The 23,602-nt window shown below is 69.4% G+C and carries 18 protein-coding genes and 1 pseudogene; 2 read left to right on the forward strand and 17 right to left on the reverse strand.

Annotation, left to right across the window (positions count from 1 at the left end; genetic code table 11):
* Positions 1-9: 9 nt before the first annotated feature.
* Together mgrA and rsmA are read right to left on the reverse strand one after the other, a co-directional pair.
* Positions 10-1,077, reverse strand: coding sequence for an L-glyceraldehyde 3-phosphate reductase (gene mgrA, locus ACIOSY_RS14740; RefSeq protein WP_400854562.1), 1,068 nt, complete (start codon positions 1,075-1,077; stop codon positions 10-12).
* Between the two features lie 9 nt (positions 1,078-1,086).
* On the reverse strand, positions 1,087-1,956 hold the full coding sequence (rsmA, locus tag ACIOSY_RS14745) for a 16S rRNA (adenine(1518)-N(6)/adenine(1519)-N(6))-dimethyltransferase RsmA (protein WP_400854564.1): 870 nt from the start codon (positions 1,954-1,956) through the stop codon (positions 1,087-1,089).
* Between the two features lie 55 nt (positions 1,957-2,011).
* Here rsmA and ACIOSY_RS14750 point away from each other — a divergent pair, with 55 nt between their 5' ends.
* Positions 2,012-3,313, forward strand: coding sequence for an MFS transporter (locus ACIOSY_RS14750; RefSeq protein ID WP_400854566.1), 1,302 nt, complete (start codon positions 2,012-2,014; stop codon positions 3,311-3,313).
* Here ACIOSY_RS14750 and ACIOSY_RS14755 read toward each other — a convergent pair.
* The 10 genes from ACIOSY_RS14755 to rsmI form a co-directional block, all read right to left on the reverse strand.
* On the reverse strand, positions 3,292-4,170 hold the full coding sequence (locus tag ACIOSY_RS14755) for a TatD family hydrolase (RefSeq protein ID WP_400854568.1): 879 nt from the start codon (positions 4,168-4,170) through the stop codon (positions 3,292-3,294). The two genes, ACIOSY_RS14750 and ACIOSY_RS14755, sit on opposite strands and share 22 nt — an antisense overlap.
* Before the next feature lie 2 nt (positions 4,171-4,172).
* Positions 4,173-5,750 (reverse strand): methionine--tRNA ligase, encoded by a 1,578-nt coding sequence (metG, locus tag ACIOSY_RS14760; RefSeq protein WP_400854570.1) that lies wholly within the window; start codon positions 5,748-5,750, stop codon positions 4,173-4,175.
* Between the two features lie 54 nt (positions 5,751-5,804).
* Positions 5,805-7,364: a molybdopterin-dependent oxidoreductase gene (locus ACIOSY_RS14765; protein ID WP_400854658.1), complete on the reverse strand. Its 1,560-nt coding sequence runs from the start codon at positions 7,362-7,364 to the stop codon at positions 5,805-5,807.
* A 54-nt stretch (positions 7,365-7,418) separates the two neighbouring features.
* On the reverse strand, positions 7,419-8,588 hold the full coding sequence (locus ACIOSY_RS14770; protein ID WP_400854572.1) for a glycoside hydrolase family 1 protein: 1,170 nt from the start codon (positions 8,586-8,588) through the stop codon (positions 7,419-7,421).
* A gap of 28 nt (positions 8,589-8,616) precedes the next feature.
* A complete protein-coding gene (locus ACIOSY_RS14775; protein ID WP_400854574.1) occupies positions 8,617-10,341 on the reverse strand; it encodes an ABC transporter ATP-binding protein in 1,725 nt (574 codons plus the stop codon).
* Positions 10,338-11,270, reverse strand: coding sequence for an ABC transporter permease (locus ACIOSY_RS14780; RefSeq protein ID WP_400854576.1), 933 nt, complete (start codon positions 11,268-11,270; stop codon positions 10,338-10,340). Before ACIOSY_RS14780 ends, ACIOSY_RS14775 begins: the two co-directional genes overlap by 4 nt.
* Positions 11,267-12,247 carry an ABC transporter permease gene (locus tag ACIOSY_RS14785; RefSeq protein WP_400854578.1) on the reverse strand — a complete coding sequence of 327 codons (981 nt, stop codon included), beginning with the start codon at positions 12,245-12,247 and terminating at the stop codon, positions 11,267-11,269. Before ACIOSY_RS14785 ends, ACIOSY_RS14780 begins: the two co-directional genes overlap by 4 nt.
* Positions 12,244-13,908 (reverse strand): ABC transporter substrate-binding protein, encoded by a 1,665-nt coding sequence (locus ACIOSY_RS14790; protein WP_400854580.1) that lies wholly within the window; start codon positions 13,906-13,908, stop codon positions 12,244-12,246. The genes ACIOSY_RS14785 and ACIOSY_RS14790 overlap by 4 nt, the downstream gene beginning before the upstream one ends.
* A gap of 159 nt (positions 13,909-14,067) precedes the next feature.
* Positions 14,068-15,165: a LacI family DNA-binding transcriptional regulator gene (locus tag ACIOSY_RS14795; RefSeq protein WP_400854582.1), complete on the reverse strand. Its 1,098-nt coding sequence runs from the start codon at positions 15,163-15,165 to the stop codon at positions 14,068-14,070.
* Between the two features lie 10 nt (positions 15,166-15,175).
* Positions 15,176-16,036 carry a 16S rRNA (cytidine(1402)-2'-O)-methyltransferase gene (gene rsmI, locus ACIOSY_RS14800; RefSeq protein ID WP_400854584.1) on the reverse strand — a complete coding sequence of 287 codons (861 nt, stop codon included), beginning with the start codon at positions 16,034-16,036 and terminating at the stop codon, positions 15,176-15,178.
* Between the two features lie 22 nt (positions 16,037-16,058).
* Here rsmI and ACIOSY_RS14805 point away from each other — a divergent pair, with 22 nt between their 5' ends.
* Positions 16,059-17,612 carry a dolichyl-phosphate-mannose--protein mannosyltransferase gene (locus ACIOSY_RS14805; RefSeq protein WP_400854586.1) on the forward strand — a complete coding sequence of 518 codons (1,554 nt, stop codon included), beginning with the start codon at positions 16,059-16,061 and terminating at the stop codon, positions 17,610-17,612.
* Between the two features lie 14 nt (positions 17,613-17,626).
* Here the strand turns inward: ACIOSY_RS14805 and ACIOSY_RS14810 are convergent, their stop codons facing one another.
* The 5 genes and pseudogenes from ACIOSY_RS14810 to ACIOSY_RS14830 form a co-directional block, all read right to left on the reverse strand.
* Complete coding sequence (locus ACIOSY_RS14810; RefSeq protein ID WP_400854660.1) at positions 17,627-18,928, reverse strand: amino acid permease; 1,302 nt, start codon at positions 18,926-18,928, stop codon at positions 17,627-17,629.
* Positions 18,929-19,022: 94 nt separating this feature from the next.
* Positions 19,023-20,834 (reverse strand): annotated as a pseudogene (locus ACIOSY_RS14815) (thioredoxin domain-containing protein).
* A 43-nt stretch (positions 20,835-20,877) separates the two neighbouring features.
* Positions 20,878-21,447, reverse strand: a complete 570-nt coding sequence (msuE, locus tag ACIOSY_RS14820; protein ID WP_400854588.1) for an FMN reductase — start codon at positions 21,445-21,447, stop codon at positions 20,878-20,880.
* Positions 21,448-21,525: 78 nt separating this feature from the next.
* A complete protein-coding gene (locus tag ACIOSY_RS14825; protein WP_400854590.1) occupies positions 21,526-22,362 on the reverse strand; it encodes an aldo/keto reductase in 837 nt (278 codons plus the stop codon).
* Positions 22,359-23,567 (reverse strand): heparan-alpha-glucosaminide N-acetyltransferase domain-containing protein, encoded by a 1,209-nt coding sequence (locus ACIOSY_RS14830; protein ID WP_400854592.1) that lies wholly within the window; start codon positions 23,565-23,567, stop codon positions 22,359-22,361. The genes ACIOSY_RS14825 and ACIOSY_RS14830 overlap by 4 nt, the downstream gene beginning before the upstream one ends.
* Positions 23,568-23,602: the final 35 nt, after the last annotated feature.

A 23,602-nucleotide genomic window follows, 5' to 3' on the forward strand; every position in this document is an offset into this window, starting at 1 on the left:
GGGGGTGGTTCACAGGTCGGAGGACTTGGCCCACAGGTTCACATCGATCGCACCGGCGAGGGCGTCGATGCGGCCGAGCTGGTCTGCTGTGAACTCCGGGCCGTTGACGGCGGCGATGTTCTCGTCGAGCTGCGAGGTGCGCGATGCGCCGATGAGGGCGGATGCCACGACCGGGCTGCGCAGCGTCCACTGCAGCGCGAGCTGCGCGAGCGACTGCCCGCGCTCCTGCGCGATGGCGTTCAGGTCGCGCAGGGTCTGCACGGCCTCGTCGGTGAGACGCCCCTCGGGGAGCGATCCGCGCTGCTGCGCGCGCTCCGCAGTGCCGTCACCGAGGTACTTGTCGGTGAGCAGCCCCTGCGCGAGCGGGGTGAACGCGATCGCGCCCAGGCCGTTCGTCTCGAGGGTGTCGGTGAGACCGTCCTCGATCCAACGGTTGAGGATCGAGTAGGAGGGCTGGTGGATGACCAGGGGCGTTCCGAGTTCCTTCGCGACGGCGACCGCTTCTTCCGTGCGCTCGGCGCCGTACGACGAGATGCCGACGTAGAGCGCCTTGCCCTGGCGGACCAGGGTGTCGAGGGCCGCGATCGTCTCGGCGACCGGGGTCACCGGGTCGGCGCGGTGCGAGTAGAAGATGTCGACGTAGTCGAGGCCCATCCGGGTGAGCGACTGCTCGGCGCTGGCGAGGATGTACTTGCGGCTCGCGAAGTCGCCGTACGGGCCGGGCCACATGTCCCACCCGGCCTTCGACGAGATGATCAGCTCGTCGCGGTACGGGCGGAAGTCCTCGGCGAAGATGCGTCCGAAGTTCTTCTCGGCGGAGCCGTAGGGCGGGCCGTAGTTGTTCGCCAGGTCGAAGTGCGTGATGCCGCGATCGAATGCGTGGCGCAGCAGCGCGCGCTGGTTGTCGAGCGGGATGTTGTCGCCGAAGTTCCACCACAGGCCGAGCGAGATCGGCGGCAGGTACAACCCGGATGTGCCCACCTGGCGGTAGGCGAACTGGCCGTAGCGGCTCTCATCGGCGGTGTACGGGCGGTGCAGTTCGGGGACGTTCGGGCTGAAGCGGGGGGAGTCGGTCACGGTGCCAGATTAGTCGGTGCTCTGCGGCACGTCATCCAGGGGCGCACACTGCGCAATGCGCTGGAAGTCCTCGACGGTCAGATCTTCCCCGCGGGCGGTGGGGGCGACCCCGGCGGCGATCAGGATCTCGGATGCCGCGGCCGAGCTCCCGAAGAGGCCGGAGAGCGCCTGGCGCAGCATCTTGCGCCGCTGGTTGAACGCGGCATCCACGATCGCGAAGGTACGGCGGCGTTCGTCTTCCGGCCCGCGTTCGCCCTCGGAGCGATCGAAACCCACGAGCAGGCTGTCGACGTTCGGCACCGGCCAGAACACCTGGCGCGAGACCGTACCGCTGAGCCGCCAGTCGCCGTACCAGGCGGCCTTGACGCTGGGCGAGCCGTAGATCTTCGATCCCGGCTTCGCGGCGATGCGCTCGGCCACCTCGGCCTGCACCATGACGACGCCGCGCTGCAGGTAGTCGAAGTGCTCGAGGAAGTGCAGCAGCACGGGCACCGACACGTTGTAGGGGAGGTTGGCGACGAGCACCGTGGGCTCCCCCGGCAGTTCGGTGATGCGCAGCGCGTCGGCATCGACGACGGTGAGCATGTCGGGTGCGACACCGTGCTCTTGCGCGGTCTGCGCCAGGCGGGCCGCGAGGCGGTGATCGATCTCGACGGCGGTGACGGATGCCCCGGCCTCGAGGATCGCGAGCGTCAGCGATCCGAGTCCGGGCCCGACCTCGACGACCCGCTCGCCGGGCTGCACCCGGGCGGCGTGCACGATCTTTCGCACCGTATTGGCGTCGACGACGAAGTTCTGGCCGAGCTTCTTCGTGGGGGTGACGTCGAGCTCGGTGGCCAGGCGGCGGATCTCGGAGGCGCCGAGCAGGGTGACGGTCATCCTGCCATTCTCCCCTACCGCGAGCGATGTCCTCGGCTACCAGTACTGTCGTGTGGTGCCCACCCTCGGAGAACTCGTCGCCCCGCGCCGTCTCGGCCGCGATTTCCGTTGGTTGCTCGCCTCCTCGTGGACGAGCAACATCGGCGACGGCGTGGCTCTCGCAGCCGCTCCCCTGTTGATCGCATCGATGACGTCGTCTCCGCTCATCGTCGCGTCGGGCGCCGTGCTCCAGTTCCTCCCGTGGCTCCTGTTCGGGCTGCACGCCGGTGCGATCGCCGACCGCTTCGACCGGCGTCGCCTGGTCATGCTCGCCAATGCGGCACGCGCCGTGGTGCTCGGGGCGCTGTGCGTGTTCCTCGTCACGGGCACCGCGAACATCGTGATCGTGCTCGCCGTCGCGTTCCTCTACGGCTGCGCCGAGGTGTTCGTCGACACCACCTCGAGCACACTGCTCCCGATGCTCGTGAAGCCCGCCGACCTGGGTGTCGGCAACGCGCGCCTGCAGGCCGGGTACCTGGTCGCTAATCAGTTCGCCGGTCCCCCGCTGGGCGCCTTCCTGTTCGCCGCCGGCACGGCCTGGCCGTTCCTGCTCGAAGTGGTGTGCGTGCTCGCGGCGGTCGTGCTCATCTCGCGGATGGCGCGCACCCCGGTACCGCCGCGCGAGAACGCCGAGGCCCATCCGCCCGTGCACACCGACATCGCCGAGGGCCTGCGCTGGTTGTGGCGCAACCCTCCGGTGCGCATGCTGGTGCTGATCATCCTGCTCTTCAACGTGACCTGGGCGGCGCCCTGGGGCGTGCTCGTGCTGTACGCCACCGAACACCTGCACATGGGACCGGTCGGCTACGGCATGCTCACCGCGGCATCCGCCGTGGGCGGCATTCTCGCGACGCTGAGCTTCGGCTGGCTCGAACGCCACGTGTCGTTCGCCGCGCTCATGCGCATCGTCCTCACCCTCGAGGTGCTCATGCACCTCGCCTTCGCCCTCACGACGATCGCGTGGGTGGCGCTGATCATCATGTTCTTCTTCGGGGCCTACGCCTTCGTCTGGGCCACGATCTCCACCACGGTGCGCCAACGGCTCGTGCCGGCGGCGCTGCAGGGCAGGGTCGCCTCGGTGAACATGGTCGGCGTGTTCGGCGGCATGATCATCGGGTGGGCGCTGGGCGGCGTGATCGCCGAGGTCTGGGGACTGACCGCGCCCTGGTGGTTCGCCTTCGCCGGGGCGGCGATCACGCTGCTGTTCGTCTGGAAGCCGATCTCACAGATCGTGAGCGCGAAGCCCGTTGATCAGGGAGACGCGGTTCAGGAAGACACGGCTCAGGGAGACGCGGTTCAGGACTCGAACGAGCCGTAGACCCTCAGCGTGTTCTCCGCGATCTGCGCGCACAGTTCATCGACCTCGATACCGAGCTCGGCGGCCATGAAGCGCGCCGTGATCGGCACAAGATACGGCGCATTGGGGCGCCCGCGCAGCGGCACGGGCGTGAGGAACGGGGCATCCGTCTCGACCAGGATGCGATCCAGCGGCGTGACCCTCAACGCGTCGCGCAGGTTCTGCGCGTTCTTGAACGTGACGTTGCCGGCGAACGACAGGTAGTACCCGGCATCCGCGCAGATCCTGGCCATCGCATCGTCGCCCGAGAAGCAGTGGAACACCGTCGTCTCGGGAGCCCCGACCCGCACCAGCGTCTCGAGCACGGCGTCATGCGCGTCGCGGTCGTGGATCTGCATCGCGATGCCGTGCTTCTTCGCGATCGCGATGTGCGCCTCGAACGAGGCGTGCTGCGGCCCCTGGCGCTCGGGTTCGGTGCGGAAGAAGTCCAGTCCCGTCTCGCCGACGGCACGCGTGCGCGGGTGCGCCGCGAGCTCGTCGATGACGGCGATCGCCTCGTCGAGACGGTTCTCCTCTGCATACGTGGGCGCGTCGTTGGGATGGATCGCGACGGCGGCCAGCACGCGCGGATCGGATGCCGCAGCCTCCACCGCCCAGCGCGACGACCCGATGTCGCCCGACGACTGCACGACGCCGGCGATCCCGACCGCCTGCGCGCGATCGAGCTGCTCGGTCAGCGACAGGGGTTCATCGCCGTCGAGGATGTCGAGGTGCGCATGGTTGTCGTACACCGGCACCGCGAGCGGCTCGGGAGCCGCCGGATAGCGCAGATCCTTGCGCCCGTCGCCCGAGCGCGCCTGCACATACGTCTCACCCATGGTCAGGCGGTGGACTCCACACGCGGGAACAGCGGTGCGAGAGAGTTGACGCTGGTGCCCGGGCGCAGCGCGCCCCAGACTCCGGCCTCGCGGATCGGCTGATCCTGCAGGCGACCCAGCTGATCTCCGGCGCCGAGCGCCTTCCACAGCTTCTCGGTCGACTGCGGCATCACCGGCGAGAGCAGCACGGCGAGCGCACGAAGACCCTCGGCGCACGTGTACAGCACGGTGCCCAGGCGCTCGCGCTGCGCCTCGTCGCGGGCGAGGGCCCACGGCTCGTTCTCGGTGATGTAGCCGTTGAGCGCGTCGACGATCGTCCAGATCGACGAGATCGCCTCGTCGATGCGGAAGTTCTCGATCGCGGCATCCGCGTTCGACGTCGCATCGGCGACGATCTTCTGGATCGCGAGATCTTTCTCGGTGTACTCCCCCGCGGGCGGCACGATGCCTTCGAAGTACTTCTCGATCATCGCGGTCGTGCGCGAGGCGAGGTTGCCGAAGCCGTTCGCGAGCTCGGCCTGGTAGCGCGCTGCGAGGTCTTCCCACGAGAACGAGCCGTCCTGGCCGAAGGCGATCGCCGACAGGAAGTAGAAGCGGTACGCGTCGGAACCGAAGACATCGGTGATCTCGGTCGGCGCGATACCGGTGAGCTTCGACTTCGACATCTTCTCGCCACCGACGAGCAGCCATCCGTGCGCGAAGACGCCCTTGGGCACCTCGACGCCCGCGGCCATCAGCATGGCCGGCCAGATGACGGCGTGGAAGCGCAGGATGTCTTTGCCGACCACGTGGTAGGCGGGCCAGCGGCGCTCGAAGGTGGCGTCGTCATCGCCGTAACCGACGGCCGTGGCGTAGTTGAGCAGGGCGTCGACCCACACGTAGATGACGTGCGCGTCGTCCCACGGCACCTCGATGCCCCAGTCGAACGCCGACCGCGAGATCGAGAGGTCCTTGAGACCCTGGCGGACGAACGAGACGACCTCGTTGCGCGCGGACTCCGGGCGGATGAAGTCGGGCTGCGTCTTGTACAGCTCGAGCAGGCGGTCCTGGAACTCGCTGAGCTTGAAGAAGTAGTTCTTCTCCTGCAGCAGCTCGAGCGGCTTGGAGTGGATCGCGCAGACCTTCAGCCCCTCGAAGGGACCGGTGCCGTCGAGGATCTCGGACTCCGGCTTGAACTCCTCGCAGCCCACGCAGTAGAGGGCCTCGTACTCGCCGGCGTAGATGTAGCCGCGGTCGTAGATCGCCTGCACGAACTTCTTCACGCGCTCCTCATGACGCTCCTGCGTCGTGCGGATGAAATCGTCGTTCGCGACGTCGAGGGTCTTCAACAGCGGGAACCACGCCTCGCTGACGAGCTTGTCGACCCACTCCTGCGGGGTGACGCTGTTCGCCGCGGCGGCGCGCAGCATCTTCTGCCCGTGCTCATCGGTGCCCGTGAGCATCCAGGTGTCGTCGCCCGCCTGGCGGTGCCAGCGCGCGAGCGTGTCGACCGCCACCGAGGTGTACCCGTGACCGATGTGCGGCACATCGGAGGGGTAGTAGATGGGCGTGGTGATGTAGAACGATTCGCCTGCGGGCATGGAGCAATTCTAGGCGGCATCCCGAGGGTGGTTACGCCGCGGAATCACCCGCACTCACGCCACCGTCACGTCGATGCGATGCCAGCCCTGGGCGCCATCGGGCGCGGGAGGTGCCTGCTCGTCGGTCTGCACCTCGCCGTCGGCGCCGACGGCTCGGCACTCGATCGTGTGCGCCCCGGACTCCGCAGCCCAGGGCATGCTCCACTGCACCCAGGTGTCGGTCGAGATCGCGCTCGCGAGCTCGGCGGCCTGCCAGGGCCCGCCGTCGACACGCACCTCGACGCCCTCGACGCCGACGTGCTGATACCAGGCCATCCCGGCGATCACCGCGTCGCCCGCCTCGACCTGCCGTCCGGCGCGGGGCACGTCGATGCGGGATTGCAGCTTGATCGGACCGCGCTCCGACCACCCCCGCGGCGTCCAGTACCCCATCGCCCGATCGAAACGCGTCACCTCGAGCTCGGTGACCCACTTGGTCGCCGACACGTAGCCGTAGAGACCGGGAACGACCATCCGCACCGGGAAGCCGTGCTCGATCGGCAGCGGCTCGCCGTTCATGCCGACGGCCAGCAACGCGTCGCGGTCGTCGGTGAGAGCCTCGAGCGGAGAGGACGCGGTGAATCCGTCGATCGAGGTCGACAGCACCATGTCGGCATCGCCCTGCACGCCCGCGCGCGCCAGGAGTTCCCGAATCGGGTACCCGAGCCAGCGCGCGTTGCCGATGAGCGAGCCGCCCACCGTGTTCGATACGCAGGCGAGGGTCACGAACGACTCCGTCATCGGCAGTGCGAGCAGATCGTCCCAGGTGACCACGACCTCCCGGTCGACCATCCCGTGGATGCGGAGCGACCAGTCGGCGGGATCGACCCGCGGCACGATCAGGGCGGTGTCGATGCGATAGAACTCCGCGTTCGGGGTGACGATCGGGGCGAGACCGGCGATCTCGAGATCGGCGCCGACCGGCGGCGAAGCCGCGGCCGTGCTCGGCTTCGGCAACCGGAGAGCTTCGCGCACCGCCTCGACCGACCGGGTCGCACCGCGGGAGATGTTGCCGGCCGCCAGGGCGATGAGCCCGGCGGCGGCGGTGCCGGCGGTCCACAGCAGGAAGCGTCGCCGGTCGTCGTGATCCGGCGCGAAACCCGCGATGGGTCGGAGCCTGCGCGTGAGCATGCGCACGAAGATTACGGCCAGGCCACCGGCGATGATCCCCGGCGCCCAGGCGTAGGGCCCCGCGTTCGCTCGCGTGAGGGCGGTCACGACCGCCACGGCGCCCAGCACTCCGAAGATCGCGGCACCCACCCCTGGTCGACGCCGCTCGAAAATGCCGGCGGCGGCAGCCACCGCCGCGAGCACGAGACCGATGCCCACGAGCAGCGCCACCTTGTCGGCCGTGCCGAAGAGCGCGATCGCGGTGTCTTTGGCCCACGCCGGGGCGAGGTCGATCAGCCCGCCCCCGATCACCGCGAACGGACTCGCCTCCGGAGCGATGAGCGAGGCGGCGAGCTCGGCGACGCCGACCCCGAGCGTGGCGGCCGCCAGCCCCGCCGCCGCCGCGAGCGCCCGATCGCGACCCGCCGTCGGCGGCGCCAGCGACGATGCGGTCGGCGACGACATCGGCGTGCCCGGGTTCGCGTGCGTCATCTCATGAGAGTACGCCGCCTTCGTGCCTCACAGCGCGTTGCGGCGCGCGACCTCCCCGAGCCACCCCAGCGAGGGCTTCGGGGTGCGCTCGAACGTCTCGCGATCGAAGCCGATCAACCCGAAGGTCGGGGCGAATCCGCTCGCCCATTCGTAGTTGTCCAGGGCGCTCCAGTGCTGATAGGCACGCACCTCGATGCCGTCGGAGATCGCACGGTGCAGCCCTTCGAGCGCCCCCTGCGTATACGCGATGCGGCGGGTGTCGTCGGCGGTCGCGATACCGTTCTCGGTCACGAGCACCGGCACGCCCCCGCTGCGCTCCCAGGCGCTGCGCACCCCGAGCTCGAGCGCCTCCGGGAAGAACTCCCACCCCGTGAGGGTGGTCTCCACGTCGGGCGACACGGGCAAAGGCCCCTGCGGTCCGATGAACGTGCGGGTGTACGCCTGCACGCCCACGAAGTCGTCGCCGGCGGACTGGTCGAGGTACCAGTGGTCGCGCGGGTCGCCGTATTCGGCGAGCATCTCGTCGGCCCCCGGCTCGCCCGTCGAGTGGAAGGCCTGCGTGGCGATCGTCCAGCCCGCCTGCACCCCCGACACCGAACGCACGATCTCGGAGGCGCGGTGGTGCGCGTCGAGGAGTGTGTCGGCGACCGCGAGGTCGGGATTCGGCAGTCCGAAGGCCACCAGGTTCGCGGCATCCTCACCGCCGGCGAGCATCGCCGCGATGTTCGGCTCGTTGATGGTGCAGACGTAGGTCACGCCGTCGAGGATCGGCAGAACCGTCTCGACGTAGCGCGAGAACAGATCGACGGCGTCGTCGGCGCGCCAGAACCCGTCGCGCTGGAACCACTCCGGCACGGTGAAGTGCATCAGGGTGACCGTCGGGTCGAGGCCGTTGTCCTGAGCCGTGTCGATCATGCGGCGGTAGTGGTCGAGCATCGCCCGCGAGACGAAACCGCGCTCCGGCTCGATGCGCGCCCACTCGAGCGAGAACCGGTAGGAGTTGAGTCCCGCCTCCGCGAGCAAACGCATGTCCTCGGGATAGCGGTGCAGGTGATCGGCGGCGTCGCCGGAGGGCTCCACCATGGGCGAACCCGGCGCGTGCTCCATCCGCCACCAGTTGCTGGTCGTGTTGTTGCCCTCGACCTGATGGGCGGCGGTGGCGGCGCCCCAGAGGAAGCCATCGGGGAAGACGAGCACGGATGCTCCTTTCGTCGGGGTGGGTGTTCTATCGCGTGCGAGCAGGGTTGGGAACGGCGTCGAGCAGCTCGACCGTGTACGGGTCTTCGGGATGCTGGAGCACCTGAGCGGTCTCGCCGCGTTCGACGACCCGGCCGCTGTTGAGCACGAGGATGTTCTCGGTCACCAGGCGTGCGCTGAGCAGATCGTGCGTGATGTAGAGCATGCTGATGCCCCAGCGCTCGCGCAGATCCTCGAGCAGCGCCAGCACACCGGCGCGCAGCGACACGTCGAGCATCGACACCGGCTCATCGGCGATCAGCACCTGCGGATCGCTCGCGAGAGCGCGGGCGATCACCACGCGTTGCCGTTGACCGCCCGAGAGCTGGTGCGGCAGCTTCGCGGCGAACTGCTCGACCGGGGTGAGACCGACGGTCTCGAGGAGCTCGAGCACCCGCGCCCGCGCCTCCTGTCCTCGCAGCGGCGTGTAGTTGCGGATCGGGCGACTGAGCGCGTATTCGACCGTGTGCAGCGGGTTGAGCGCGGAGTACGGATCCTGGAACACCATCTGCACGTCCTTGCGCAGCTCGCGGAGTCCTCCGCGTCGCAGCGACGTCACATCGATGTCGCCGAAGCGGACGGATCCGGCCGTGGGCTTCTCGACACCCGTGATGAGCTTGGCGATGGTGGACTTGCCTGATCCCGAGGCACCGACGAGCGCGAGCGCTTCGCCGGGCTCCAAGCGGAACGACACGTCGTCGACGGCGGTCACGGCATCCTGCCCACGTCGCGGTGCGGGATACCGCTTCGAGACCCCCTCGAGGACGATCGCGGCATCCGCCCGCCGCGTGTCGCGCTGCGACACCGTGGGCAGGGTCTCAGTGACATCGGTGCGCGTCCTGCCCTCGCGTCGACGCGTGCCGAGATCGACGAAACCGGGGATCGAGATGGTCTCGGCGCGCGGATCGGCGTAGTGGCTGAGCAGCATGCGCGTGTACTCGTCCTTCGGGTCGCGCAGGATGCTCTCGCTCGCCGCGTCCTCGACGATGCGGCCCTCGTGCATGACCATCACCCGGTCGGTGGCTTCGAGCACGATGCCGAGATCGTGGCTGATGAGGATCGCGGTGAACCGCTCCTCGTGCTGCAGGTCGCGGATCGTGTCCATCACGGCGTGCTGCACGAGCACGTCGAGTGCCGTCGTCGGTTCATCGAACACCATCAGCTGAGGTTCCAGCGAGAGGGCGAGCGCGATCGATGCGCGCTGACGCATGCCGCCGGAGAGTTCGCTCGGGTAGCGCGCGAGCACCGCCGGATCGAGACCCACCTTCGCGATGAGGTCGCGGGCCCTGGCGTCCCGCGCCTCACGGGGCACGTGCCCGTGGGCGGCGAAGATGTCCTGGAAATGGTGTCCGACCGTGCGCACCGGGTTGAGCGCGTTCATGCCGGACTGCAGCACCATCGCGAAGCCGCCCTGCCGCTGACGGCGAAGCTCCTCGGCATCCAGATCGCGGATGTCCTTACCGTCGAACAGGATGCGGCCGCCGCTGATGCGCGCCGGTGGCTTCTGCAACCGGGTCAGCGCGAAGCCGAGGGTCGACTTGCCCGAGCCGGACTCGCCGACCAGCCCCACGAACTCTCCGCGGCGCAGGGTGAACGACACGTCGTGCACGGCCTGCACCGGCTCGGCTCCCGGGGAGGCGTACTCCACCGACAGCTGCTCGACCTGCAGCAGGATCTGTTCGTCGGTCGTGGTGGTGGAGCTCATGGCGGTCATCGCCCCTTCCCTTCCCGCAGGCGCGGATTGGAGATGCCGTCCACGCCGAAGTTGATGAGTGTGAGGCTCAGCGCCAGCAGCGCGATGCAGAGACCGGGGGCGAACAGCAGCAACCACTGCCCGGTGAGCAACGAGTTCGAGTTCTGCGCCCAGTAGAGCATGGTGCCCCAGCTGACGATGCTGGAGTCGCCGAGGCCCAGGAACTCCAGACCCGCCTCGGCGAGGATCGCGGCCGTCGCCGCCCCGAAGAGCGTGCCCGCGATGATCGAGGTCATGTTCGGCAGGATCTCGCGGAAGACGATGCGCGCCGCACTGTCGCCCGAGAACTGGGCGGAGGCGACGAAGTCGTTCCCCCGCAGCGACTGCGTCTGGCTGCGCAGCACGCGCGCACCCCACGCCCACCCGGTGACCACGATCACCGCGATGATCATGAGGATGCCACCGTTCTGCAGGTACGCCGCGATCACGATCATGAGCGGAAGACCGGGGATCACCAGGAACAGATTCACCACGAATCCGACGACCTCGCCCGAGAACCCGCGCATGTAGCCCCAGCTGAGACCGATGAGCACGGCGACGATCGTCGAGAGGATGCCCGCGGCGAACCCGACCATGAGGCTGATCTGCGAGCCGTAGATGAGTTGGCTCAGCACGTCCTCCCCCGCGGCCGTCGTGCCCAGCCAGTGCGCGGGCGACGCATCCGCGTTGCGGTCGAAGCCGTTCTCCTTCGGACCGTACGGGGCGAGCACCGGCGCGAACACCGCGACCAGCACGAAGAAGGAGAGCAGGCACAGGCCCAGGCGGGCCTTGCCGTTCGCCCACAGGGTGCCGAACATGCGTCCGACGGAGCGCCACCGGCTGGGCGCAGCGATGCGGCCGTCGGGGATCTTGACGTTGACTGTGGAGGGAGTCGTGCTCGGAGTAGTCATCGGCGGGTCCTTGGGTCCAGTGCGCCGTACAGGATGTCGACGAGGAAGTTGGCGATGAGCACGCTCACGGTGATCATCAGGAAGAGCGCCTGCATGAGCGGGTAGTCCTGCCCGATCACGGCGTTGAAGAGCAGGTAACCGATGCCCGGATAACCGAACACCTGCTCGACGAGGATCGATCCGCCGACCACGCCTCCGAGCGTGAGCCCGAAGCCGGTGAGGTTGGGGAGGATCGCGTTGCGTGCCGCATACCGCAGGGCGATCGTGCGCCCGTGCAGTCCGTTCGCCTCGGCGAAGGTGATGTAGTCCTCACCGAGCGTGTTGATCATGGCGTTGCGCATGCCGATGATCCAGCCGCCCAACGAGGTGAGCAGGATCGTCACCGCCGGGAGGATCGCGTGGCGTATGAGCTCTCCGATGAACTCGAACGTGAACCCCGGCGTCGTGGTCGCCGAGTACGCGCCCGTGGTGGGGAACCAGTGGAGCACGTAGCCGAAGAAGAACAGCAGCAGCAGCGCCGTCCAGAAGTAGGGGAACGTGCTCAGGAACGAGCCGGTGAGCGTCGGCAGCGAGTCGAGCCACGTGCCGCGCCGCCAGGCGGCCGCGACGCCGATGAGCGTGCCGATCACGAAGGCGAGGATCGTGACGATCCCGACCAGACCGATCGTGTACGGCAGCGCCGTCGAGACCATGCTCGCCACCGACTGCGGATAGAACGTGTACGAAACGCCGAAGTCGAGGCGGGCGACCTGGCCGAGGTAGGCCACGTACTGATCCCACATCGAGCCCGTCGGAACGCCGAGCTGGGCCTCGATCGCGGTGCGCGTCGCATCAGACACCGGGCCGTTCTGCGACAGCTTGGCGATGGCGGCATCGGCGGGCGAGCCGGGCATGAGCCGCGGCAGGAAGAAGTTCAGGGTGATCGCGGCCCACAGGGTGAGCACGAACAGGCCGATCTTCTGGAGCACGTACTTCATCGGTCGTCCTCCTTCGCGAGCTTCAGCTTCGTGAAGATCATCAGCGGTGCCGAGTCGTAGTTCTGCGGAATCATGTACGGGTCTTCCTCCGTCGGCCATCCCGTGAACTTGCCGTCGTTGAACAGGCCCCAGATGCCGCCGTAGTAGAGGCCGATCACCGGCAGGTCGTCGTAGACGATCCCCTGCAGTTCCTGCACGATCTCGGTCTGCCGCTGCGGGTCGACCGTCTCGCGGTACTCGGCGAGCAGGGCATCCGCTTCGTCCGACCGGTAGCGTTCGAAGTTGTTCGTGGTCGCCTCCCCCGACGGCACGTAGAACTCGCTGGAGAGCAGGTTGTTGTACGCCTGGTAGACGTCGCCGTTGCCCATGCCGCCGATGGCCATCTCGAAGTCGCCGTTGCTGATGGCGCTCTGGTATCCGGCGGGCTGCGGCAGCTTCAGGGTCACCTTGACCCCGACCGCGGCGAGCTGGCGCTGCACCGTCTGCGCCGCGCGGGTCCAGTCGGTGAACCCGTTGGCCGTCGTCAGCGCGAACTCGAGCTGCTCGCCGTCGGGACCCACGAGCCGGTCACCGTCGAGCGTGTAGCCGGACTCGGCGAACGCGGCGAGCGCGGCATCCGTGTCCTGCGTGATCATGCCGGCATCGGGGATCGAGGGGTCGAGGTACTCCTCCTGGTTCGGGAGGATGAGTCCGGTCTGCCCGGCGGGCTCCATGTAGCCCTCCGACGCGGTCTCGGCGATCTCCTCGCGATCGAGCGAGAGGGCGATGCCCCGCCGCACGTTCACGTCGTCGAACGGCGCGACGTCGAGGTTGGGCATGAGCCCGATCACACCACCCGGCGGGAACCACCAGGCGTTGTGCTCGCTGGCCGCACCCCAGGTGCCCTCGACGTCGGAGAGGAAGGCGTAGGCCCAGTCGTAGCCGCGGCTGACGGTGTCGAGCTGCGAGTTCGTGGCGGGCAGGATGATGTGCTCGATCTCGACCGAATCCGCCTGCCAGTAGTCGGGGTTGCGGTCCATCGAGTACTGCTGGGAGTTGTAGTTGCCGAGCACGAAGGGTCCGGAGCCGACCGGCTCCTCGTTGCGCCAGGTGCCCGGGTCGTCGACGTCGGCCCAGATGTGCTCGGGCACGATCATCGTGAGTCCGAGGATCGAGAGCGAGGGGGCATCGTCGGTCTGCAGGTGGAAGACGACGTCGTCGCCGTCGACCTCGAGGCTCTCGATGTGCTGCCATGCGCCCTTGATATCGAGGGTGGGTGTGTCCTTCAACATCTGGAAGGTGAATGCCACGTCGTCGGGGGTGAGGTCTTCGCCGTCGCTCCACTTCACGTCGTCGCGGATGGTCATCACGATCGTGCGCGCGTCGGGCTGCGTCCACTCGGTCGCCAGCCACGGGTTGAGGGTGCCGTCGAGCGGGTTCACGAGGATGAGCGGTTCGTAGATCCACCGCGACGCCGTGCGCGCGTTGGTCAGGTAGGGGTTGAAGTTCCGATCGAAGAACGGATTGCCCTTGTCGGCGTTGATGAGCATCGTGTCGTCGCCGATCGCGGGATCGGGCTGCGATGTGATCTGGATGCTGCATCCGCTGAGCACCACGGCCGCAGCCGCCAGCGCCACGATCGCCGTTCTTCTCCAGCGTCGGAGCATGTGCGTCTTCGCCACCCTGCCACCTCATGTCGTCGTCGTCATGGGAAGGACCTCGTGTCCTGCCTTCGCCTCAGTGTAAGCGCATACATTTACGACGTGCAAGGGGTTGACACGCACCGGCAGTGCGCTCCCCCGTCTGCAGGCGAGGTTCAGGGGCGAGGTTCAGGGACGAGGTCAGGACGGGCGCTGCGAGCTCTCGCGCAGCAGGATCTGCAGCGGCAGTCGCACGACCGCAGGAGGGGCATCCGGATGCTCCAGCCGCCGCGCGAGGATCTGCACCGCCGCGCGTCCGAGGTCGATCATCGGCTGGCGCACCGTCGTCAGCGGCGGGCGCACGAGCGCCGCCGCCTCGATGCCATCGAATCCCGTCACGAGCACGTCGTCGGGAACGCGCAGACCGGCGTCGCGCAACACATCGAGGGCGCCGAGCGCCATCTGATCGTTGGCCACGATCAGGGCATCGGGCACTCCCCCGGCGAGGATCTCCTCGGCCGCGCGTCGCCCCGAAGCGCGGGTGAAGTCCCCCCGGACGACCGTGACCGCGGCAGGGTCCATCCCCGACGCCGCGACCGCGCTCGCGAAGCCCTCCCAGCGCTGCTCGGCGTCGGGAGAGTTCTCGGGACCTGCGAGGAAGGCGAGGCGTCCGCCCGGCACCTGCGTCAGCACGGTGCGGGTCACCTCCGCCATGGCCTCCGCGTTGCTGACGGTGACGTGGTCGTAGTCGTCGCCGCGGGGCGGACCCGAGAGCACCACCACCGGAATGCGACGCGAGAGACGGGCGAGCACCTCGTCGGGCACGCTCCGCGCGAGCACCATCAATCCGTCGACGCGGCCGGCCATATCGCGCACCGTCGAGCGGTCGGGGTCGTCGCGACCCACGCCGATCATGAGCACGAACCCCTGCTTCCACGCCTCGAGCTCGGCGCCGCGCAGCACCTCGTCGAGGAAGAGCGACGTCGGATGCACCTCGCCGTCGTCGTGCGCCAGCGTGAACGGCGGGGCGGATGCCGCATGGTCGGCGAACACGTCGAGGGCCGGGGCCTCCTCGGCCGCATCGAAGCCCGGGAAGTACAGCCCCAGCACACCCGTGCGGCGCTCGGCCAGCCCGCGGGCGCTCCCGCTCGGCACGTATCCCAGCTCGGAGACCGCCTCGTGCACGCGCTCACGGGTCGCCGGGCGCACCGAATCCGGCGAGCGCAGCACCCGCGACACCGTTGCGATCGAGACGCCCGCACGCGCGGCGACGTCGTAGACCGTGACGGACTTGCTCATCCCGCGCTCGCTATCCCGCGCTCTTCGGCGAGCTCTTCGCCGCGCTCTTCATGGCGCTCTTCTCGGCCAGCGCCGCCTGGTAGAGATCCCGCGATGACAGCCCGGTGAGGGCGGCGACCTCCGAGGCGGCATCCTTCAGGCGGATGCCGTCGGCGACGAGCTTCTGCACCTGCGCCAGGGCATCTTCCGGAGAGGCATCGCGGTGAGGAGCGCCCTCGACGACCACGACGATCTCGCCCTTGACGCCGCCCTCCGCCCAGGCGACGAGCTCGGCCGCCGTGCCGCGGCGCACCTCTTCGTAGAACTTGGTGAGCTCCCGGCACACGGAGATGCGGCGATCATCGCCGAAGGCCCCGCCCATGTCGGCCAGAGACGAGGCGAGCCGGGCGGGCGACTCGAAGAAGACCATGGTGCGCGGCTCGGCGGCGAGCGCCCGCAGCGTCGAGCGCCGCTCCCCCGGCTTGCGCGGCAGGAAACCCTCGAACGTGAACCGGTCGGTCGGGAGGCCCGAGATCGCGAGCGCCATCAGCACCGCGCTCGGTCCGGGGATCGCGGTCACCGTGACCCCCTGCGCGACGGCTTCGGCGACGAGACCGTAGCCCGGGTCGCTGACGGTCGGCATACCGGCATCGCTCATGACGACGATGTCGGTCTCGGCGGCGAGGGCGGCGAGCTCGGCGGCCTTCTGCTTCTCGTTGTGATCGTGCAGGGCGATGAGCCGCGGCCGGTTGGTGATCTGCAGGGCCTGGAGCAACCGCTGGGTGGTGCGGGTGTCTTCGGCCACGACGACCTCGGCGTTCTCGAGCACCTCGATCAGTCGACGCGAGGCGTCACCGAGGTTTCCGATCGGGGTCGCAGCGAGGATGATCACCCGCCCAGCTTAGGCTGGACCCGTGACCGCGCCTGTGCCCCTGCTCCCCGCACCCGCCGAGCGGCTGACGCGCTGGGGTGTGCTGCGCGACAGGATGCTGCTCGATCCGGTGTGGAACCGCGCCGTCGGCTGGATGGCACCGATCGTCGTGACGCTCCTCGCCGCGGTCCTGCGTCTCGTGAACGTCGGTCACCCGCATCAGCTCGCGTTCGACGAGACCTACTACGTCAAAGACGCCTGGTCGCTGTGGACCCTCGGCTACGAGGGCACCTGGGGCGAGGGGGCGAACGACGCCTTCATCACCCTCCGGGATCTGCCGCTCTCGGACGTCGGCTCGTTCGTCGTGCATCCGCCGTTGGGCAAGTGGCTGATCGCGCTCGGAATGGCGATCGGCGGCCCCGATAACAGCTCGGGCTGGCGTCTCGCCACCGCGCTGCTCGGCACCGGGACCGTCCTGCTGGTCTACCTGATCGCCCGCGTGCTGACCGGGTCGACGGTCGTCGCCGCCGTCGCCGGAGGGCTGCTCGCGATCGACGGTCTGAGCATCGTCATGAGCCGCATCGCCCTGCTCGACGGGCCTCTGACGTTCTTCCTGCTGCTCGGAGTGCTGTTCGTGCTGCTCGACCGGCGGCGCACGATCCCGCTGCTCGAGCGCCGCGACCCCGAGAAGCCCGAGCCGTTCTGGGGTCCGATCCTCTGGCGCCGCCCCTGGCTGATCGCCGCCGGCGTCGCCTTCGGAGCGGCATCCGCCGTCAAATGGTCGGGCCTGTACGCTCTCGCCGGCTTCGGCCTCTACGTGGTCGTGACGGATGCCCTCGCCCGCCGCCGCGCGGGCGTGATCGTCTGGCCCTCCGATGCGGTGTTCCGACAGGGCCCCGTCTCGTTCCTCCTGCTGGTCGCCCCCGCGTTCGCGACCTACCTGATCAGCTGGACGGGCTGGCTGGTCACCGCCGGCGGCTACGACCGGCAGAGCGACCCGAACCCGCTGATCGCCCTGTGGAACTACCACCAGTCGATGCTCGGCTTCCATGTGGGGCTCAATCGCGGGCACCCGTACGCCAGCGCCGCCTGGGAGTGGCCGTTCCTGCTGCGTCCGACGGCTGTGTGGGTCGACAGCGACCCGGGCCCCTGCGGCACCGATCACTGCATCGCCGTGATCTCGACCGTGCCGAACCCGCTGATCTGGTACGCCGGGGTCGCCGCATCCGTCTCCCTGCTGTTCCTGCTCGTTCGCGCGTGGGTGCGGCGCACGCCCGTCGGCCCCGAGATCGGCATTCCGCTCGTCGGCCTGGCGGTCACCTACCTGCCGTGGCTGATGTTCCCCGAGCGTACGATCTTCCAGTTCTACACCGTGGTGATGATGCCGTTCCTCGTGCTCGCGCTGGCGCAGACGCTGCGGATCATCGCGGGCAGACGCGAAGATCCGCTGGACCGACGCCAGACGGGCGAGCGCACGGTGCTGATCTTCCTGGTCGTCGTCGCGCTGGTCTCACTGTTCTTCCTGCCGTCGTGGACCGGCATGAGCGTGCCCTACGACTTCTGGCTGGTGCACAACTGGCTGCCCGGCTGGGTCTGATCAGCGGGGTGTGATCAGCGGGCGGAAGCCCGTCGCGTGAGGCGTGCCGCCAGCAGCAGCGCGAGCGTGAGCCCTGCGGTCAGCACGAGCTGCAGGCGGGCTCCCTGGTCGAATGCGGCGAGTACGACGATGCCGGCGATCAGCGCGACGCACAGCCCCGAGAGCCACGGGAATCCCCACATGCGCACCGGCAGCGGGGTGCCGGTGCGGTCGGCGCGGCGGCGCAGGATGATCTGCGAGAGCGCCACCGCAGCCCAGGTGACCAGCAGCGTCGATCCCACGACGTTCAGCAGCGCCGGCAGCACCACGTCGGGGAACGCCCAGTTCAGACCGACGGCCACGAAGCCGAACGCGACCGAGGCGAGCACGGCGATCGCGGGCACGCCCTTGGCCGTGGTGCGCGTGATGGCGCGCGGAGCGAGGCCCCGCTCCCCCAGCGAGAAGACCATGCGCGAGGCGCCGTAGATGTTCGCGTTCATCGCCGACAGCAACGCCACCACGACGATGATCGACATGACGAGGTCGACGCCCGGGATGCGCAGCGTCGCGAGCACGGCCGAGAACGGCCCGTCGAGCACCGCCGGGGTGTTCCACGGCAGCACGGCCACGATCACGAAGATCGATCCGAGGTAGAACACGAGGATGCGCACGAGCACCTGACGCACGATGAGGCGGATGCTGCGGGCGGGATCGTCGGACTCGGCCGCGGCGATGGCGACGAGTTCGGTGCCTCCGAAGGCGAACACGACGATGAGCAGGGCGGCGGCGATGCCCGTCACGCCGTTGGGCGCGAATCCGCCCGCGTCGAAGAGGTGCGTGATGCCCGTCGCGGGCACCCCGGGGAACAGCCCGAGGATCGCGCAGACCCCGACGATCAGGAACGCGATGATCGCAGCGACCTTGATCGCGGCGAACCAGAACTCGAAGCGTCCGAAGCCGCTCACCGCGAACAGGTTGATCGTCGTGAAGGCCACCACGAACAGCAGCACCCAGACCCATGCGGGAACGCCCGGCACCCAGCCGGCGACGATCCCCGCCGCTCCCGTCGCCTCGGCTGCGATGACGACGACCAGCTGGATCCAGTACATCCATCCGACGGCGCTTCCGGCGCTGCGCCCCATCGCGTCCTGCGCGTACGAGCTGAACGCTCCCGAGCTCGGTCGGGCGGCGACCATCTCGGCCAGCATCGCCATCACCAGCACCACGATGGTGCCCGCGACGAGGTACGAGATCAGCACCGCGGGGCCGGCGAGACCGATCGCCTGCCCCGAGCCGACGAAGAGACCGGCGCCGATCGCGCTGCCCAGCCCCATCATCGAGATCTGCCGGCGGGTCAGTCCCGGGCGCAGGGAGGTCGACGTGGTGAGACTCGACGCAGTGGAGGGGGCGGAGTCGGACACCCCCGCCACCCTAGACCGGAAGCCGCTCCTGCGACAATTCGCGGGCGTCGCTCACGGGCAGTCGGCACACGAAGCCCCGGCAGTCGTAGGCGAGGCCCACCCCACCCGCGCGTCCGGCGAAGAGCTCGAAGCCGGCCGCCGCGAACGCCTCGGTCTGCGCGGGCGAGACGATCGCGACCACCTCGGCGTCCACGCGGCGCGCGGCCGCGGCGAGCGCGCCCGCCGCATCATCGGTGACGACGACGACCTGACGCGGAGCGTCGATGAGGCCGGCGGCGGCGCGCAGCAGGCTGCCGTGCGCGAACGGCTGCGCGAGGGCGGATGCCGCGTGCGCGCGCACCACGGATTCCGCCGCGTCGCGATACCGATCGCCCGCGCCGAGGTACCAGGCCGTGAGCGCGGCCTGGGCCAGGGAGGCAGCTCCGGAGGGAAGGTCGCCGTCGGTCTGGTCGGGCGAAGAGGCGATGCCCTGCGCGCTCAGCAGCGGATCGCCCACGACACCGGTGAGCGCACGGTCGAGGATGCCGAGCGCCGCGGTCGCCCACGACGACTCGCCGGTCGCCAGAGCGAGCGCGAACAGGCCGTCGGCGAGCAGGCCGAGGTCGGCGCTCGATGCCACGGCGGCCGAGGCGACCCCGTCGAGCGAGGCGCGCACCAGCGCACCGTCCGCGTCGCGGTTCGTGGCGAGCACGGCCTCGGCGGCGGCGCGGGCCGCGTCGATCCACGTGTCGTCGCCCAGCGCCGCGCCCGCGCGGGCGAGGGCGGCGATCGCGAGACCGTTCCAGCCGGTGATCACCTTGCCGTCGACGGCGGGCGGTTCGAGTCCCGTCCGGCCCGACGAGGAACGCTGGTAGTACCCGCCCTCATCGCGCACGCCGTCGATCCACGACTCCGAGTCCTGCGCGGCTCCGAAACCGCCGCCCTCCCGGCGCAGCACGTCGAGGAGGAACGCGGCGACGCCGCGGGCGGTCGCCTCGTCGCCTGCCGCGAGAGCGACCTCCAGCAGTTGCGCGTTGTCGGTCAGCATCCGCTCGTAGTGCGGAACGGTCCAGTCTCGCTGGGTGGCGTAGCGGAAGAAGCCGCCCTCCACCGGATCACGCAGATCGGAGGCCGACATGGCGGCGAGCGTCCTCTCGGCCGATACCGCGGCATCCGGGTTCTCGCGGCGCACGAGCGGGGCCTGCAGGAAGCGCAGCGTCGTCGCCACCGGGAACTTGGGCGCGCCCCTGAAACCCCCGAACTGCCGGTCTTCGCGCGCCGCGATGGCCGACGCCGCACCCGAGATCGCCGCCGCGTCCGGCAGGTCGGTCGGCACGCTCTCGGCCGCGCGCGCGAGCGCCTCGGTCACGGCATCCGCCGACTCCTCGGCCTGCGCGCGACGCAGGGTCCACGCCTCGTGCACGGCCGCGAGCACGTCACGGAACGACGGCATCGGCGGCCTCGCCTCGGGCGGCCAATAGGTGCCGGCGAAGAACGCTCGACCGCGCGGTGTCGTGAAGGCCGTGAGCGGCCAGCCCAGATTCTGGGTGAAGGCGGATGCGGCGGCCATGTAGGCGCCGTCGACGTCGGGATGCTCCTCCCGGTCGACCTTCACCGCCACGAAGTCGCGGTTGATGAGGGCCGCCGTCTCGGGATCCGCGAAGGACTCGCGCGCCATCACGTGGCACCAGTGACACGTCGAGTACCCGATCGAGATGAGCAGCGGCACGTCGCGGCGCTGCGCCTCGGCGAACGCCTATTCGCCCCAGGGGTACCAGTCGACGGGGTTGTCGGCGTGCGCGCGGAGGTAGGGGCTGAGCGTGTCGGCGAGCCGGTTGGTCATGACCTCACGCTACGCGCCGGGCGCCGCGCTCGGCGGGAACGGCTCAGATCGCCAGAGCCTCGAGAGCCTGCGAGGCCGCATAGTTCACCAGCGGCAGAGCGCGCTCGGCGGCGAGGTCGATGCGCGAGCGCAGTACGTCGGAGTTGATCACGTAGCCGTCGAAATCGGTGTTGCTCGCGTACACGCCGAGCGGCAGGGTGAGCGCCTGGAAGAACGCGAACAGCGGGCGCAGCTGGTGCTCGATGATGAGGGCGTGGCGCTCGCCGCCGCCCGTGGCCGCCAGCAGCACGGGCTTGCCGACCAGCTCGTACTGGCCCACGAAGTCGAACAGGTGCTTGAACAGACCCGTGAACGAGGCGCGGTAGACGGGGCTCCCGACGATGAGCAGATCGGCCTGCTCGATCGCCACGAGCTTCTCCTCGACGCGGGCGGGCAGCTGGTCGCGACGCAGTGCGCCGGCCAGGTCGGGCCCGATGTCGGTGAGCTCGATCACCTCGATCTCGACCGCCGTGCGCTCGGCGACCGCCGCCGCGATCGCGCGGACGAGGGCGGTCGTCTTGCTCGGCTCGTGGAGCGACCCGGACACGGCGACGACGCGGAAGGGAGCTGTCATGTCTTCGACGCTACTCACGACGACGCCCCGTGTCGCGGGCGGCGACACGGGGCGTCATGTGTGATGCGGGTGCAGGACTCAGTTCACGTCGTTCGGGTGCGCACCCACGCGGCCGGAGCCGTCGAGCGGGTCGAGCGCGTCGATGGCCGCGATCTCGGCATCCGTCAGCTCGAATCCGAACACGTCGAGGTTCTCGCGCAGGCGTTCGGCGCGCACCGACTTCGGGAAGACGATGACGCCCTTCTGCAGGTGCCAGCGCAGCACCGCCTGCGCCGGCGTGACGCCGTGCGCGGCTGCGGCCTCGGCGATGGCCGGCGTGCCGAACAGGTCGTACTTGCCCTGGCCGAGCGGACCCCAGGCCTCGATGCGCACACCGTGGTCATCGGCCCAGGCGACGACATCGCGCTGCTGGTAGGCCGGGTGCAGCTCGATCTGGTTGACCGCCGGCGTGACGCCGGTCTCGGCCACAACGCGCTCGAGGTGCGGAACGAGGAAGTTCGAGACGCCGATGCTGGTTGTCAGGCCGGCGTCTCGCAGTTCGATGAGCTTCGCGAACGCGTGCACGTAGTCGTCCTTGGCGGGCGTCGGCCAGTGCACCAGGTAGAGGTCGACCTTCTCGAGTCCGAGCTTGTCGAGGCTCTCGCCGATCGCCGCGCGGGGCTCGTCGCCGTGGTGACGGTCGTTCCAGAGCTTGGTGGTCACGTAGAGCTCGTCGCGCGGGATGCCGGATGCCGCGATCGCCGCGCCGACGCCCTCTTCGTTGCCGTAGATCGCCGCGGTGTCGATGTGACGGTAACCGATCTCCAGAGCCTCGCCCACGGCGCGCTCGGTGTCGTCCGCCGGCACCTTGAACACGCCGTATCCGAGCTGGGGGATGGTCGTGCCGTCGTTCAGTTCGAGTGCAGGAATCGTCATGAATCCAGCCTACGACCTGTGATGACAGGAGGGGGCGGCGGAGCATCCCCGGCGTCACGAACGGGAACGGAGGCCATCTTCTGGGCGGCCCATCCGACGAGTCGTTCCAGCGGCCCGCGTCCGAGGAACATCGACCACACCGTCGTGACGACCAGCAGACCGACCGCCAGGAACGCCCAGAGACCGTTGCTCGAGGAGAAGCCGCCCGGACCGGCGATGAGGGCGATGGCGACGATGTGCCCGCTGTATGCCGACAGCGGCATGGAGCCGAGGGCCCCGAACGGCAGCAACGGCCATCGCAGGGGCCGGCTGAGCAGCAGGCACAGCGCGAGCACCGCGAGCGCGAAACCTCCAGAGCCGAGGATCTCGGCGGTGCCGCCGCTGTGCGGTTCGACCGCGAGGAACGCGCGCAGCGCCGAGCCGAGCGGATCGTAGGCGGCGACAGCATCCGCATAGCCGTCCCAGCCCGCTGCGGGGGGATCCTGCATCGACGAGCCGCCGCTGCTCCCCCCGATTCCGCCCACCTCGCCGAGAGCGCCGAGCCCGTAGCCCACCACGGCGAGCGCCACGCCGGTCCCGAGCGTCACGGCTGCGGTGCGGACCTCCTCGACGTGCATCCGCCCGAGGGCCATGCCGCCGAGCACCAAGGCCATCCAGACGGTGATCGGGTACGACCCGTAGAGCACGAAGCCGATTCCCGCGCCGTAGGGCTGCAGCGTCACCGCGCTGAGGATCGCGAGCAGCGCCGGAGACGCCAGCGCCAGCGCACCCGATGCGATCAGCAACTTCCACGGCCGCCAGCGCAGGAACGGGATCACGGCCACGTAGAGCAACCCGTACAGGGTGAGGATCACGGCGATCGGAGTGTTCAGGAACTCGAGTGCGAGACCGATGACGAAGATGATCGCGCCGCGTCCGACGAGGTTCAGGCGGATGCTCGGAATGCGCTCCGGATCGGGCACTCTGCTGCGGCCGGTCATGAGCGCGATCGAGACGCCCGCCAGCACCGCGAACAGGATCGACGAGCGGCCGTGCACGAGATCTGTCCAGGTGGCGGGGTCGAGCCAGTCGAACGTCTCCGTCTCGCCGATGTGCGCGCCCGCCATGCCGAGGATCGCGAGGCCGCGCGCGACGTCGAGCCCGAGGACGCGCGGTGGCCGGCCGAACTCGCGGAACCAGCGGACCGGCGGGAGAGCGTTGATCACCCGATGGATCATAGGCGGTCGATCCCGGCGTGCGG

Origin of the sequence: Microbacterium sp. NPDC087665, assembly GCF_044743285.1 — a bacterium.
Lineage (GTDB): Bacteria > Actinomycetota > Actinomycetes > Actinomycetales > Microbacteriaceae > Microbacterium.

Excerpts from the sequence above, each read along its gene's own strand:
- rsmA (WP_400854564.1), bottom strand. The coding sequence starts at position 1,956 with ATGACCGTCACCCTGCTCGGCGCCTCCGAGATCCGCCGCCTGGCCACC.
- ACIOSY_RS14755 (WP_400854568.1), bottom strand. The coding sequence starts at position 4,170 with ATGGGTGAGACGTATGTGCAGGCGCGCTCGGGCGACGGGCGCAAGGAT.
- metG (WP_400854570.1), bottom strand. The coding sequence starts at position 5,750 with ATGCCCGCAGGCGAATCGTTCTACATCACCACGCCCATCTACTACCCC.
- ACIOSY_RS14765 (WP_400854658.1), bottom strand. The coding sequence starts at position 7,364 with ATGTCGTCGCCGACCGCATCGTCGCTGGCGCCGCCGACGGCGGGTCGC.
- ACIOSY_RS14775 (WP_400854574.1), bottom strand. The coding sequence starts at position 10,341 with ATGACCGCCATGAGCTCCACCACCACGACCGACGAACAGATCCTGCTG.
- ACIOSY_RS14780 (WP_400854576.1), bottom strand. The coding sequence starts at position 11,270 with ATGACTACTCCGAGCACGACTCCCTCCACAGTCAACGTCAAGATCCCC.
- ACIOSY_RS14785 (WP_400854578.1), bottom strand. The coding sequence starts at position 12,247 with ATGAAGTACGTGCTCCAGAAGATCGGCCTGTTCGTGCTCACCCTGTGG.
- ACIOSY_RS14795 (WP_400854582.1), bottom strand. The coding sequence starts at position 15,165 with ATGAGCAAGTCCGTCACGGTCTACGACGTCGCCGCGCGTGCGGGCGTC.
- ACIOSY_RS14810 (WP_400854660.1), bottom strand. The coding sequence starts at position 18,928 with ATGATGGGGCTGGGCAGCGCGATCGGCGCCGGTCTCTTCGTCGGCTCG.
- msuE (WP_400854588.1), bottom strand. The coding sequence starts at position 21,447 with ATGACAGCTCCCTTCCGCGTCGTCGCCGTGTCCGGGTCGCTCCACGAG.
- ACIOSY_RS14825 (WP_400854590.1), bottom strand. The coding sequence starts at position 22,362 with ATGACGATTCCTGCACTCGAACTGAACGACGGCACGACCATCCCCCAG.